The sequence below is a fragment of the Duganella margarita genome (genome assembly GCF_009857535.1).
Lineage (GTDB): Bacteria > Pseudomonadota > Gammaproteobacteria > Burkholderiales > Burkholderiaceae_D > Rugamonas > Rugamonas margarita.
Window position 1 is genome coordinate 1 of the sequence record NZ_WWCS01000012.1, and the last position, 12234, is coordinate 12234.

The 12234-nt window shown below is 67.9% G+C and carries 13 protein-coding genes; 6 read left to right on the plus strand and 7 right to left on the minus strand.

The window, feature by feature from the left end; genetic code table 11:
* The 3 genes from GTP55_RS18245 to folE all read right to left on the minus strand — a co-directional run.
* On the minus strand, window positions 1-268 hold a 268-nt coding region (locus GTP55_RS18245; RefSeq protein ID WP_161046285.1), incomplete at its 3' end, for an FAD-dependent oxidoreductase.
* On the minus strand, window positions 268-693 hold the full coding sequence (locus GTP55_RS18250; RefSeq protein ID WP_161046286.1) for a BLUF domain-containing protein: 426 nt from the start codon (window positions 691-693) through the stop codon (window positions 268-270). The genes GTP55_RS18250 and GTP55_RS18245, both read right to left, overlap by 1 nt.
* Window positions 694-714: 21 nt before the next feature.
* Window positions 715-1419, minus strand: a complete 705-nt coding sequence (gene folE / locus GTP55_RS18255) for a GTP cyclohydrolase I (RefSeq protein WP_161046443.1) — start codon at window positions 1417-1419, stop codon at window positions 715-717.
* Window positions 1420-1574: 155 nt separating this feature from the next.
* On the opposite strand from folE, the gene GTP55_RS18260 reads away from it, so the two are divergent.
* The 6 genes from GTP55_RS18260 (at window position 1575) to GTP55_RS18285 (ending at window position 8064) form a co-directional block, all read left to right on the plus strand.
* A complete protein-coding gene (locus GTP55_RS18260; protein ID WP_161046287.1) occupies window positions 1575-2819 on the plus strand; it encodes an AMP-binding enzyme in 1245 nt (414 codons plus the stop codon).
* Between the two features lie 79 nt (window positions 2820-2898).
* Entirely contained in the window at window positions 2899-3279 is a 381-nt protein-coding gene (locus tag GTP55_RS18265; RefSeq protein ID WP_202423771.1) for a phosphonate transporter, read from the plus strand.
* A complete protein-coding gene (locus GTP55_RS18270) occupies window positions 3276-4583 on the plus strand; it encodes a sensor domain-containing diguanylate cyclase (RefSeq protein ID WP_161046288.1) in 1308 nt (435 codons plus the stop codon). Before GTP55_RS18265 ends, GTP55_RS18270 begins: the two co-directional genes overlap by 4 nt.
* Window positions 4580-6346, plus strand: coding sequence for a putative bifunctional diguanylate cyclase/phosphodiesterase (locus tag GTP55_RS18275; RefSeq protein ID WP_161046289.1), 1767 nt, complete (start codon window positions 4580-4582; stop codon window positions 6344-6346). The genes GTP55_RS18270 and GTP55_RS18275 overlap by 4 nt, the downstream gene beginning before the upstream one ends.
* Window positions 6347-6478: 132 nt before the next feature.
* A complete protein-coding gene (locus GTP55_RS18280; protein ID WP_161046290.1) occupies window positions 6479-7531 on the plus strand; it encodes a catalase family peroxidase in 1053 nt (350 codons plus the stop codon).
* Window positions 7528-8064, plus strand: coding sequence for a cytochrome b (locus GTP55_RS18285; RefSeq protein WP_161046291.1), 537 nt, complete (start codon window positions 7528-7530; stop codon window positions 8062-8064). The genes GTP55_RS18280 and GTP55_RS18285 overlap by 4 nt, the downstream gene beginning before the upstream one ends.
* A 41-nt stretch (window positions 8065-8105) precedes the next feature.
* Here the strand turns inward: GTP55_RS18285 and GTP55_RS18290 are convergent, their stop codons facing one another.
* The 4 genes from GTP55_RS18290 to GTP55_RS18305 form a co-directional block, all read right to left on the minus strand.
* Window positions 8106-8864, minus strand: a complete 759-nt coding sequence (locus tag GTP55_RS18290; RefSeq protein WP_161046292.1) for a class I SAM-dependent methyltransferase — start codon at window positions 8862-8864, stop codon at window positions 8106-8108.
* 78 nt (window positions 8865-8942) lie between these two features.
* Window positions 8943-10283: an MFS transporter gene (locus GTP55_RS18295; RefSeq protein ID WP_161046293.1), complete on the minus strand. Its 1341-nt coding sequence runs from the start codon at window positions 10281-10283 to the stop codon at window positions 8943-8945.
* 52 nt (window positions 10284-10335) lie between these two features.
* The gene (locus tag GTP55_RS18300) at window positions 10336-11127 is read right to left on the minus strand and encodes a substrate-binding domain-containing protein (protein ID WP_161046294.1); all 792 of its coding nucleotides are present in this window, start codon (window positions 11125-11127) and stop codon (window positions 10336-10338) included.
* Window positions 11128-11144: 17 nt separating this feature from the next.
* Window positions 11145-12233 (minus strand): porin, encoded by a 1089-nt coding sequence (locus GTP55_RS18305; protein ID WP_161046295.1) that lies wholly within the window; start codon window positions 12231-12233, stop codon window positions 11145-11147.
* Between the last annotated feature and the right edge of the window lies 1 nt (window position 12234).

Sequence of the window (12234 nt, forward strand, 5' to 3'; positions counted from 1 at the left end):
GCAGGCCGTCCGCGTGCGCGCGGGCGGCGAATGCCGCAAAGGCCGGCGAGCGCGCCTGGAAGCCGGGGGCGCCGTGGTCGAAACTGGCCTGGTGGCTGACGCCGGCCGCATCGGTCCAGTCGACCCGGCGCGTGGTCAGGCGGCCGCCGACGCCGCGCGACTTGTCGAACACCTGCACGGCACAGCCGGCGCTTTGCAGCCAGCGCGCGCAACTGGCGCCGGCGATGCCGGCCCCGATCACCGCCACCCGCAAGGCGGAAGCACGCATCAGGCCCGCCCCAGGACGGCGGCGGCCGCCATCAGTTCGTCGATCAGCGCCAGCGAACTGGCGCCGCTCAGCGCATACGGATCAAACGCCGGCAGCGCCGAATAACGCAGCAGGGTGCCGGGATTGAGCTTGTCCAGGTTGGTCTGACCCATGGTCCAGCCGGCGTAGCGGCGCTCGCGGATTTCCTCGTAATGCAGCAGCGTCACCGCAGTGTGGCGGCGGTCGGCGAGGATGCGGCCATACAGCTGGTTGACCTGCTCGCGCCCGCCTTCGAGCAGTTGCAGGTACAGCCGTTCGCTGTGGCACAGCACGCCGGTGATGCCGGCCGCCGGGTTGTGCTGGCGCGACTGCTGCAGGATGGCGTTGACGGCGCCGCTGTCGGCGTGGTCAACGGCGCGGCTGGTATACAAGAGGCGGACGAGCATGATATTTCCTTTCTGCGGCAATTAGCGTTTGATCAGGGCCAGGAACTCGCGCCGCAGCGCGGCATCCTTGAGGAAGCTGCCATGCATGACACTGTTGATCATGCGCGCGTCGTTATCCTTGACGCCGCGCCATTGCATGCAGAAATGGTCGGCTTCCATGATCACGGCCAGACCGTCGGGCTGGACCTTCTCCTGCAGCAGCTCGGCCAGCTGCACCACGGCTTCTTCCTGGATCTGCGGCCTGCTCATGATCCAGCCGGCCAGCCGCGCGTACTTGGACAGGCCGATCAGGTTGGAATGCTGGTTGGGCATGACGCCGATCCAGATCTTGCCCATGACCGGACACAGGTGATGGGAGCAGGCGCTGCGTACGGTAATCGGGCCGATGATCATCAGTTCGTTCAGGTGGGCGACGTTGGGGAATTCGGTGACCGGCGGCGGCGGCGTGTAACGGCCGCTAAACACCTCCTGCAGATACATCTTGGCCACGCGGCGGGCGGTATCCTGCGAATTGTGGTCGCCGACGGTATCGATCACCAGGCTGTCGAGCACGCCCCGCATGCGCTCGCTGACCTCGTCAAGCAGCTTCTCCATCTCGCCCGGCTCCAGGTGCGCGGCGATGTTGTCGTTGGCGTGAAAACGCACGCCGCGCTGCATCAGCCTTTCGCGGATGCGCGCCGAGACGGGCGTGTGGTCGGCGCGGTAAGGCGCTGGTTGCTGTTCCATCATGGTAGGTGTTCCTGTACGTAGAGCAGGGGTGTTCGAAAGGGTGACATTTCACGGTGATTCTACCGCTGTGTTAATATTACTACCGCAAGGAAATAAAAGCTACTGACCAGTATCTATTAATTACCAATGAGTATAATTTCGCGGCAGGCACCATGGATAATCTAGAAACAGCCGAACCCGGGGCGGCGCCCGACTGGTGGCGTCAGCGCGCATTGCTGCAGCGTTTCGTCGGCGATTTGATGTACACCGAACTGTGTCTGATGCGTCACGGCAGCGCCGGTATGCCGGCGTTGCCGTGGCCGGATACAGTGCAACTCGATGCCGAGCTGGGCGTCGACTCGCTCGAGCGCTATGCGCTGGCCAGCGCGCTGGGGGCGGCCTTGCATCTGCCGCCCGACGCCGACCTGCACCGGTTGTTGAGCGCAGTCACGCTGGGCGAGTGGTGCGACGCGCTGGGCGCGTCCATCGGCAGCGGCAGTGGCTTGATCAGTTTTCGCAGCTCCGGCAGCAGCGGCGTGCCGACGCGCAACGAGCACCGGCTCGACCTGTTGTGGCAGGAGGCGTGCTTTTTTGCCGCCCAGCTGCCGCAGGCGCGGCGCCTGTGGTTTGCGGTGCCGTCGCACCATATCTATGGCTTCCTGTTCACGGTGCTGCTGCCGCTGGCGTACCGGCAGGCGCCGGTGCTGGTCGATATGCGGCGCACGCTGCCGGCGGCGCTGCAGCAGGTCACCGATGGCGATGTGATCGTCGCCTATCCGGACGTGTGGGCGACGCTGGCGCCGGCCGTGCCGCGCTGGCGCGCCGGGGTCAGCGGCGTGACGTCGACCGCGCCCTGTCCGCCGGCGCTGGCGCGGCAACTGGCCGATGGCGGCCTGCGCCTGCTCGAAGTCTACGGCAGCAGCGAGACTGCTGGCGTGGGCTGGCGCAGCGCGGCCGGCGCTTCGTATGCGCTGTTGCCGTACTGGCGGCATGCGGACGGCAGCGACACCCTGCAGCGCGCGGACGGCGACGGCGGCTGGCTGGAGGTGACGTGCCAGGACCGGATCGACTGGCACGATGCGCGCCGCTTCGTGCCGGCCGGGCGGCGCGACCACGCGGTGCAGGTGGCCGGCGTGAATGTCTATCCGGCCCAAGTGGCGGCGCTGCTGGCGCGCCATCCGGCCGTGCAGGCGGCGCAGGTGCGGCTAATGCGGCCCGATGAAGGCGCCCGGCTCAAGGCCTTCGTGGTGCCGCGCGAACCGGACGCGAGCGCGACGCTGGCCGGGCAGCTGACCAACTGGGTGCGCGAACGCCTGGCGCCGCCGGCGCGGCCGGTGGCCTTCACCTTCGGCGCCGCGCTGCCGGTGGGTCAGCAAGGCAAGCCGGCGGACTGGATCATCGATGCGCCTGCGCCATGACGGCGGCGGCGTCGCGCGAATCAGAATAAAGTAACCGCCGCAGCCCGACCGGGGCGCGGCATCACGCAAAGGAATCAGCATGCAGCAACTTGAATTTGACCAGCCCGGCATGGCCGCACTGCTGGCGCCGCTGGATGACGGCACACTGGACAGCCTGGGCTTTGGCGTCATCGGCTTTGATGCGGACGGCAAGGTGCAGCGCTATAACCGCTTCGAGTCGCAGGCTGCCGGCCTGGGCGTCGATCGGGTGCTGCAGCAGGATTTGTTCCTGGTGGTGGCGCCGTGCATGAACAATTTTCTGGTGGCGCAGCGCTTCATCGAGGCGCGCGACGCCGGCGTGGCGCTGGACGAGACGATCCCGTATGTGCTGACGCTGCGCATGCGGCCGACCAAGGTGCGCCTGCGCCTGCTGTCGGCGCCGGACGCCGCGCTGGCGTATGTGCTGGTGCAGCGGCTATGAGCAACCTGACCGCAGTGGCGGACGCCCAGGAATACGAGGCGCTGCTGCAATTTCTCTACATGGCGCCGGTGGGGCTGGTGCAGCTGGCGGCCGATGGCACGATCCTGATGCTCAACCCGCTGTCGGCGCAGTTGCTGCTGCCGCTGTGCCCGGACGGCGCGCTGACCAACCTGTTCGAGGCGCTGGCGCCGGTGGCGCCCGACCTGCGCCTGCTGTGCCAGGAATTTGCGGCGCCGCATGGGCAGATTTGCGACGCCACGCGGCTGTACCTGCGCGCCGACGCGGCCGGCAGCGGTCCGCAGGTCCTGTCGCTGAGCATGCTGAAGCTGGATCCGGCGCGCCTGATGGCGGTGCTCAGCGATATTACCCAGCAGGACCTGCGCGAGCGCCAGCTGCGCAAGACCGACGCCTGGCTGAACGCCATCATGACCAACATCACCGACTATGCCCTGGTCGGGCTCGACAGCCGCGGTGGCATCGACACCTGGAACGACAGCATCGGCCGCGTCACCGGCTTCTCGGCGGCGGCGGTCAAGGGGCAGCCGTATGCGCTGTTCTATCCGGACGGCGCCACCACCCCGGCGCAGCAGCTGGAGCGCCTGCGCGACGCCGACCAGAACGGCTGGACGCTGGACGAGGGCTGGCGCCGGCGCGCCGATGGCAGCCAGTTCTGGGGCAGCTCGCTGATTTCGCCGTTGCCCGGCCGGATCGGCGAGGGCGGCGTCGAGGAAGCGGCCTACTGCATGATTATTCGTGACATTTCGGACAAGCGCGACATCAGCGAAAACCTGCGCCAGGCCACCTATTGCGACCACCTGACCGGCCTGGCCAACCGCCGCGCCTTCTTCGAGGCGGCGGAACTGGAGCTGGCGCGCCGCCAGCAGTCGCGCCGGCCGCTGGCGCTGCTGATGGTCGATGCCGATCATTTCAAGCGCATCAACGACGCCCACGGCCACCCGGCCGGCGACGCCGTACTACGCCAGCTGGCCGCCACCATGCTGCGCATCTGCCGCGAAGTCGACGTGGTGGCGCGCATCGGCGGCGAGGAATTTGCGCTGCTGCTGCCGGGCGTGGACCATGTCGCCGCGCTGGCGGTGGCTGAACGGCTGCGGGCTGAAGTGGCGCAGGCGCCGGCGCTGGAGCAGCAGGCCATCCCTTACACGGTCAGCATCGGCGTGGCGGCGATGGACGACAGCGTGGCCGGCATCGACGCGCTGATCAAGCAGGCCGACCAGGCGCTGTACGCGGCCAAGCGGCGCGGCCGCAATCAGGTGGTTGGCTGGCCGGATACGGAGACGCCATGAACAATGATGCCGAAGCGGCCTATGAGGCGCTGATCCAGTTCCTGTACCGGGCGCCGGTGGCGCTGATCCAGCTGCAGCAGGAAGGCACCATCGAGATGATGAATCCGATGGCCTCGCAGTTGCTGATGCCGCTGGCGCCGCACGGCGACCTGGGCAATCTGTTCAGCGTGCTGGGCCCGTATGCCGATGACCTGCAGCGCCTGTGCGCCGGCTTTGCCCCCAGCCATGGCGTGATCTGCGAGGGGCGCCGTTTCAATATCACGTCGGTGCAGCCGCAGGCCGGCGCGCCGACGGTGCTGTCGCTCGGGCTGCTCAAGGTCGACGACGGCCGCCTGATGGCGGTGCTGGCCGACGTGACGCAGGAAGTGGCGCGCGAGCAGCGGCAGCTAGCCAACCGCCTGGCCAGCGCGGCCCGCGTCGACGGCCTGACCCAGCTGCCGAATCGCGCCGGCGCGCTGGCGCTGTTGCAGCGGATCGTGCAACGGCCGCGCCAGGCGGCGGCGGATGCCGGCGCGCTGCTGTTCATCAACCTGGACCGCTTCAAGCATATCAACGACAGCTATGGCAACGAAGCCGGCGACCAGATGATGGTGCTGGTAGCCGAGCGGCTGCGCAGCACATTGCGCGCCAGCGGCCGTGCGCCCGGCGAGGACACGGTGGGCGAGGTGGCGGCGCGGGTCGGCGGCGACGAGTTCGTCGTGCTGCTCGACCGGCTGGCCGCGCCCGCCGTGGCCGAACGCATCGCCGTCCGGCTGCTGGACCGGCTGAGCAAGCCGTATCAGCTGGGCGGCCACGAGCTGGCCTGCAGTTTCAGCATGGGCATCGTGCTGCTGGACGCCGGCATGGGACACGCCGACGCCGACGATTTGCTGCGCGACGCGGCGATCGCCATGACGGTGGCCAAGTCCGACGGCGGCGACCGCTACGTGGTGTTTCACCAGGCCATGCGCGACCAGGCGATCCAGCGCGGCGGGCTGGCGGCGGATCTGCGCAATGCCGTCGAACGCGGTGAATTGTTCACCGTGTATCAGCCGGTAGTGGGACTGCAGGCCGACGGCCAGATCGACCGCGCGGCCGGGGTGGAGGCGCTGGTGCGCTGGCGCCACCCGGTGCGCGGGCTGGTGGGACCGGTGGAATTCATCGGCGTGGCCGAGGAGTGCGGCTTGATCAGCGCAATCGGCGAGCAGGTGCTGGCGGTGGCCTGCGCCGATTTCGTCGGCTGGCAGCGGCAGCTGGGCGCCCAGGCGCCACGGCTGCTGGCGGTCAACCTGTCGCGCGCGCAGCTGGCGCAGCCGGGCTTGTGCGAACGGGTCAGCGCCATCCTGGCCGCCACCGGCATGCCGGCCGAGCGCCTGCAGCTGGAAATCACCGAAACGCTGGCGGCGCAGGGCAAGGACATCCAGCAGCAACTGCTGGGGCTGAAGGCGCTGGGCATCAAGCTGGCGCTCGATGATTTCGGCACCGGTTACTCGTCTTTGTCCAGTCTGCATCTGCTGCCGGTCGATACGGTCAAGATCGACCGCTCGTTCGTCAGCGCGGCCGACACCAGCCGCCATCACGAGGTGCTGATCGAAGCCACCGTCAAGGTGGCGCGCAGCCTGGGCATGAGCACGGTGGCGGAAGGCATCGAGACCGTCGCGCAGGCGGCGGTGGTGTGCCGCCAGGGCTGCGATAAGGGGCAGGGCTATCTGTACAGCCGTCCGCTGGAGTCGGCGGCGCTGCTGGCGTGGCTGACGGCGCCCGAGCCGGTGCGTGCGCCGTAGACGCCGCGCCCCTGTCATAAGACCGGTGTCCGGGACGCCACGCGGGTCGCTAGCCATGCGACAATCCTTGTTGCCAGCCATCTCATCATTGAAAGCCAGACAGACATGCCTACACCCACTTCTCGCGGCTCCATGCTGCTGCTCCTGCCGATCGCCCTGATCCTGGCCCTGATCGCCGCGCTGTTCGCGTGGGTCGGCGGCTGGATCGGCCAGCGCGACCTGACGCCGCAACAAATGATGGACCTGGCCCAGGCCTCGGGCAAGCAGCAGCCGGGTTTCCGGCGCGCGCACAGCAAGGGCATCTGCTTTGCCGGCACCTTTGCGCCAACGGCGGAGGCGGCCAAGCTGTCGACCGCGCGCGCGTTCTCGCAACCGTCGATTGCGGTCATTGGCCGTTTTTCCGCCTCGTCCAACAACCCGTATGCGCCGGATGGCGCGTCGCCGGTGCGCGGCATGGCGGTGCAGATCAAGACGGATGACGGTCAGGAGTGGCGCATTGCGATGAACAGCTTCCCGTTCTTCGCCGCCTCGACGCCGCAAGGCTTCCAGCAGATGAACGAGGCCGGCGTGCCCGATCCCGTCACCGGCAAGCCGGACCCGAACAAGATGAAAGCCTTGCTGGTTGCGCATCCGGAAATCGCCGCCTTCATGGCATGGGCGAAAACCGCGCCGAAGTCGGACAGCCTGGGCAGCACCCGCTTCAACGGCGTCAATGCGTTTCGTCTGACCGATGCGCAGGGTGTCGAGCGCATGGTGCGCTGGTCCATGCGGCCGCGCACGCCGCTGGTGGCGATGACGCCCGAGCAGCTGAAAATGGCCGACGTCAACTTCCTCGCTGCCGACCTCGACAAGCGCCTGGCGGCCGGCCCGCTGGTGTGGGACATGGTGGTGCAAATCGCCGCGCCGGGTGACCCGATTACCGATCCATCCAAAGCCTGGCCGGAGAGCCGGCAGGAAGCCACCATTGCCACCCTGACCGTGGTGCATGCCGAACCGCAGGCCAATGGCCCATGCCGCGACCTGAATTTCGACCCGTTGATCCTGCCGACCGGCATCGCCGCCAGCGACGATCCGGTGCTGCATGCACGTTCGGCGGCCTACTCGGTGTCGTTCAACCGCCGCGAACGTGAAATCAGCGAAGGCAAGACTGCCCAACCCAACGTCCAGAACGGGAGCGCCCGATGAATCGCCCACACCACTTCAACCTGCTGGCGCGCGTGCTGCACTGGGCCATGGCGATCGCGATTCTCAGCATGCTGTTCGTCGGCGCCGGCATGGTCGTGTCGCTGCAATACCGCGACCAGTTGCTGGCCTTGCACCGTCCGCTCGGGATTGCGATTTTGCTGCTGGCCATCGTGCGCCTGGTTAATCGCCTGACGCGGCCGATCCCGGCGCTGCCGGCCGACCTGCCGGCCATCCAGAAATTCGCCGCGCACGCGTCGCACTGGCTGTTGTATGGGCTGATGCTGGCCATGCCGCTGATCGGCTGGGCCATGCTGTCGGCCGGCGGTTATCCGATACCGCTGGTCGGCGGCGTGCATTTGCCGGCCATCCTGCCGCACAGCCCGGTGATCTACGGCTGGCTGCGTCCGCTGCACGGCGTGCTGGCCTATGTGCTGTTCTTCACCATCCTCGGCCACCTCGGCGCGGCGCTGTTTCATGCATGGGTGCGGCGCGACGAGGTCTTTGGGCAGATGGCCAAGGGCGAACCCAAATAGCCGCCGGGGCCACATTCAGAAGCCGATGGCGCGGCGACCTGTTATAGACGGCCGAGGCGCATGTTGATGGGCCAGCAAATCAGACGCTCCAGCTGGGGATCGCCCCAGGCTGCCCCGATGTCGTCCGCGAACGCGGTCAGCAGTTCGGCGCGGCCGGCCTCGCGCGCGCTGCGCACCGCCGACCACGTCGCTAGATAGCCGAGGAACTGCGGCAAGGACCAGGCGCAGCGGATCTGCATCGCCGGCGCCGCCAACTCGTCAAACGGAAAGTCGATCGTCGCGTAGCCGCTGTCAACCAGCTGGCGCTGCGGCGGCCAGTAGGGGCCGATCTGGTCACGGTAAAAGGCCTGGAAGCGCGCGTCGAGTGCGCTGTCGAGCGTGAGCACGCCGTAGCTGACCAGCGCCACGATGGCGCCGGGGCTGCCGATGCGGCGTACCTCGCGGTAGAAGGCCGGCAGGTCGAACCAGTGGGCAGCCTGGGCGGCGGTGATGAGGCTGGCGCCGGCGTCGGCCACCGGGATCTGCTCCGCCGGTGCGCGGCGATAGGCGATGCGCTCGTCCGGCGCCACATTGGCCAGCTGGTCGGCGCTCGGATCGATGCCGACCACCTGCGCGAAATGCTGCGCCAGCAAGCCGGTGAGCTGGCCATTGCCGCAGCCGACATCGACGGCGAGCCGGCGGTCCGGCGCCTGTGACGCCAGGAATGCGGCCAGTTCCGGCGGATACTCGGGCCGGAAGCGGGCGTAGGCCGCGCCACCCTGGTCAAACCAGTTGCGTGCTGGTGCAGTCGATGTCGGCATGCGCATGTCTCCGTTTCCGTAGTGGCCTCCATCATACATGGCAGGGCGCTGCCACGCCGCGCCGGCGGGCCGGCTGGCTTAGCGCGGGACCGCCACGCGCTCCTTGACGATGCCACGGTAGACCAGGAAGGTCGCAATCAGGCTGATCATGGCGGCGCCCGCCATCCAGTAGCCGGGCGCCGCCTTGTCGCCGGTGGCCTCGATCAGCCAGGTCGACAGCAGCGGCGTCATGCCGCCGAACAGCGCGGTCGCCAGGCTGTACGCCAGCGAAAAGCCGGTGGTGCGGATTTGCACCGGAATGATTTCCGTCAGGGCGACGATGGTCGCGCCGTTGTAGGCGCCATACAGGAACGACAGCCACAGCTCGACCATGACCATGTTGCCGAAGCTCGGATGCGCGATCAGCCACGACAGCGCCGGGTAGGCCGTCAGCGCCGTCAGCGCGGCGCACGCGGCCATGATCGGCCAGCGGCCGATGCGGTCCGACAAGGCGCCCATGACCGGCAGCCAGAAGAAGTTGGAGACGCCGACGCACAAGGTCACTAGCAGGCTTTCCTTGGTGCTGAGCTTGAGCACGCTTTTGCCGAAGGTGGGCGTGTACACGGTGATCAGGTAGAACGCCACCGTGGTCAGCACGATCAGCATGGCGCCGGCGGTGACCAGCGGCCAGTTGGTGACGATGGTGCGCATCATCTGGCGGAAGGTCGGATGGGATTTTTGCGCCAGGTACGCTTCCGTCTCCTGCAGCGACTTACGGATGTAGAACACCACCGGAATGATCGAGCAGCCGATAAAGAATGGAATGCGCCAGCCCCAGTCGGCGATGATGTCCTTCGGCAGGTTCTGGTTCAGCAGGTAGCCCAGCGCGGCGGCGCAGATGACCGCCAGTTGCTGGCTGGCCGATTGCCAGCTGACATAAAAGCCCTTGTTGCCGGGCGTGGCCATCTCGGACAGGTAGACCGACACGCCGCCCAGTTCGACCCCGGCCGAAAAGCCCTGCAGCAGGCGGCCGATCAGCACCAGCAGCGGCGCCAGCAGGCCAATGGTGGCGTAGCCGGGCACGAATGCGATCAGCGCCGTGCCGCTGGCCATGATGGCCAGCGTCAGCACCAGACCCTTGCGGCGGCCGATGCGGTCGATATAGCTACCCAGCAGGATCGCCCCCAGCGGACGCATGAAGAAGCCGGCGCCGAAGGTTGCGAAGGTCATCATCAGGGCCGCATATTCGCTGGTGCTGGGGAAGAACGCGGCGGCGATGTAGGTCGCATAAAAGCCGAACAGGAAGAAATCGTACATCTCGATGAAGTTGCCGCTCGTCACGCGGATGACGGCGGACAGCCGGGAGTGGCGGCGTGCCGGCGCGGGCGCAGAGGCTGCAGGCGCCAGGCGCGCTGCAGTGGCAGGGGAGTGAAGGGACATGATGACCTCTATAAGTGCGTGCCGGCGTGGCATGCCGGCGTGGTGAAAGGGTTCAAGGTGCGGATGCGGCCGGCGCCAGGCCGGTCGCTTCGATCACCGGCGCGTTCGCCGGCGCGGCGAGGAAGCGCAGCAGGGCGCGACCAGCGTCCTGGTTGGGGCTGGCGTGCACCAGCGCGCCGGAAAACTCGGTTGTCAGCTGCACTTCCTGTGGCAGCAGACCGACGATGTCGATGCCTTGCACCGGTTTCAGTTCGCTGCGTTGCTGGCAGCCGAAATCGGCTTCGCCGTGGGCGATGATCTCGCCGACCGGGGTGGCGGGAATCTGCGCGGCGCGGCCTGCCATCTGCTGGCGGATGCCAAGCTTGTCCAGCAGTTGGCCCTGAATGTATTCGCCGCTTGCGCTGTCGGAGTAGGCCACGCGCCTGGCCTGCAGGAAGGCGCTGCGCAAGCCGTCGACGGTGCTGATGTCGGGATGGGCGGCGCCGTGCCGCACCGCGCAGGCGATCGGCGAATAGGCCAGCACGACCTTGCTGCCCGGCTCCAGCGCGCCGGCGGCCATCAGCTTGTCGAGCGCGTCACCGACCATGATGACGACATCGATCGGTTCGCCGCGCGCCAGCCGCGCCGGTATCGCGTTCCTGGTCGCGCCCATCGACGGTCCCCATTCGGCAACCAACTGGTCGCCGCTGGTGGCCTGGTAGCGGCCGGACAAGTCCTTGTAGGCCTGGGCGAAGCCGCCCGAACTGACCACGCGCAGGTCAGCGGCGTGTGCCGCACCGCCGGCCAGCGCGAGGGCCGCGAGCAGCGCCGCCAGGATGCCGCGCTTTGATTGATGTGATCGCATGAGGTCTCCTTCTATCGTTAGAATTTGTGCGTCATTCCCAGCGTCAGGCCGGCGCCGTGGCGCGCGTTCGCCGGCGCCGCCGTCTGACCCGCCGCGTCGCCGCGCCAGCTGGTGCGGTCGGTTTCGAGGTAGGCGGTGGTGCGCGGCGACAGCGTCTTTTCGAGGAACAGGAAGGCGCGGTCGAAGCCGTCGTCGCGCAAGCCGGTGGCGGTGCGCCGCGCGCTGTAGTAGGCGGCGGTCAGCAGCCAGCCGGGCGCCAACGGCCGGCTGAGGCCGGCCGACAGCACGCGCTGGTGCACGCTCTTGTTCTGGCCGGTATCGGCCTGGTTGCCGCCGATGTTGGCCTTCAGCTGCCAGTCGTCGAGCCGCAGCGCGGCCCCGAGCGACCAGGCGTCGAGCGGCAGGCCGTCGCGGCTGCGAAACTGCATCGACGCGCCCGAGACCACCCACGCCGGGCGCTGGTAGGCCAGCGCGACGCCGTGGCTGGACAGGTCGCCCGCATCGCCCGCCACTTCGCCGGCCGAATACGCCGCGCGCGCCTGCCAGTCACCGACCTTGGCGGTGTACTTGATGGTGTTGTCGAGGCGGTAGAAGTTGTCGGCATAGCCGCTGGGGCCGTACTGCGTGCCGAACCCGTGGGTGCCGAAACTGGTGTTGCTCAGGCCAACGATGTTGATATTCGGATTGAAGCTGGCGAAGCGCTTGCCGAGCGGGTCGACCGGGAACAGGGCGTCGGAGATCAGATTCGGCTGGCGTCCCAGTGCCAGCGTGCCATAGGGCGACTCGAGGCCAACCCAGGCGTGGCGGTCGAACAGACGGTCACTCTTGGCCTGCGCGCCGGTGTCCGCGTTGAGGCCGCCTTCAAAGCGGTAGATCGCTTTCCAGCCGGCGCCTAGCGACTCCTGGCCGCGCAAGCCCCACAGGCTGGTGTTGTCGACCCCGCTGCTGACAGACGGCGTGTAGCCGGCGGCCGGGGTGTTGCTCGCGCTGAGGCCGCTCAGCGAACGGATGCCGAGATCGATGTTGCCGTACAGGGCAAGGTTGGACTGCGCGAGGCAGGGGGCGCTGGCGATAAGCAACGCTGGCAGAACGGAAGGGTAGCGCACG

Excerpts from the sequence above, each read along its gene's own strand:
- GTP55_RS18290 (WP_161046292.1), bottom strand. The coding sequence starts at position 8,864 with ATGCCGACATCGACTGCACCAGCACGCAACTGGTTTGACCAGGGTGGC.
- GTP55_RS18280 (WP_161046290.1), top strand. The coding sequence starts at position 6,479 with ATGCTGCTGCTCCTGCCGATCGCCCTGATCCTGGCCCTGATCGCCGCG.
- GTP55_RS18250 (WP_161046286.1), bottom strand. The coding sequence starts at position 693 with ATGCTCGTCCGCCTCTTGTATACCAGCCGCGCCGTTGACCACGCCGAC.
- GTP55_RS18275 (WP_161046289.1), top strand. The coding sequence starts at position 4,580 with ATGAACAATGATGCCGAAGCGGCCTATGAGGCGCTGATCCAGTTCCTG.
- folE (WP_161046443.1), bottom strand. The coding sequence starts at position 1,419 with ATGGAACAGCAACCAGCGCCTTACCGCGCCGACCACACGCCCGTCTCG.
- GTP55_RS18270 (WP_161046288.1), top strand. The coding sequence starts at position 3,276 with ATGAGCAACCTGACCGCAGTGGCGGACGCCCAGGAATACGAGGCGCTG.
- GTP55_RS18295 (WP_161046293.1), bottom strand. The coding sequence starts at position 10,283 with ATGTCCCTTCACTCCCCTGCCACTGCAGCGCGCCTGGCGCCTGCAGCC.
- GTP55_RS18260 (WP_161046287.1), top strand. The coding sequence starts at position 1,575 with ATGGATAATCTAGAAACAGCCGAACCCGGGGCGGCGCCCGACTGGTGG.
- GTP55_RS18285 (WP_161046291.1), top strand. The coding sequence starts at position 7,528 with ATGAATCGCCCACACCACTTCAACCTGCTGGCGCGCGTGCTGCACTGG.
- GTP55_RS18300 (WP_161046294.1), bottom strand. The coding sequence starts at position 11,127 with ATGCGATCACATCAATCAAAGCGCGGCATCCTGGCGGCGCTGCTCGCG.
- GTP55_RS18265 (WP_202423771.1), top strand. The coding sequence starts at position 2,899 with ATGCAGCAACTTGAATTTGACCAGCCCGGCATGGCCGCACTGCTGGCG.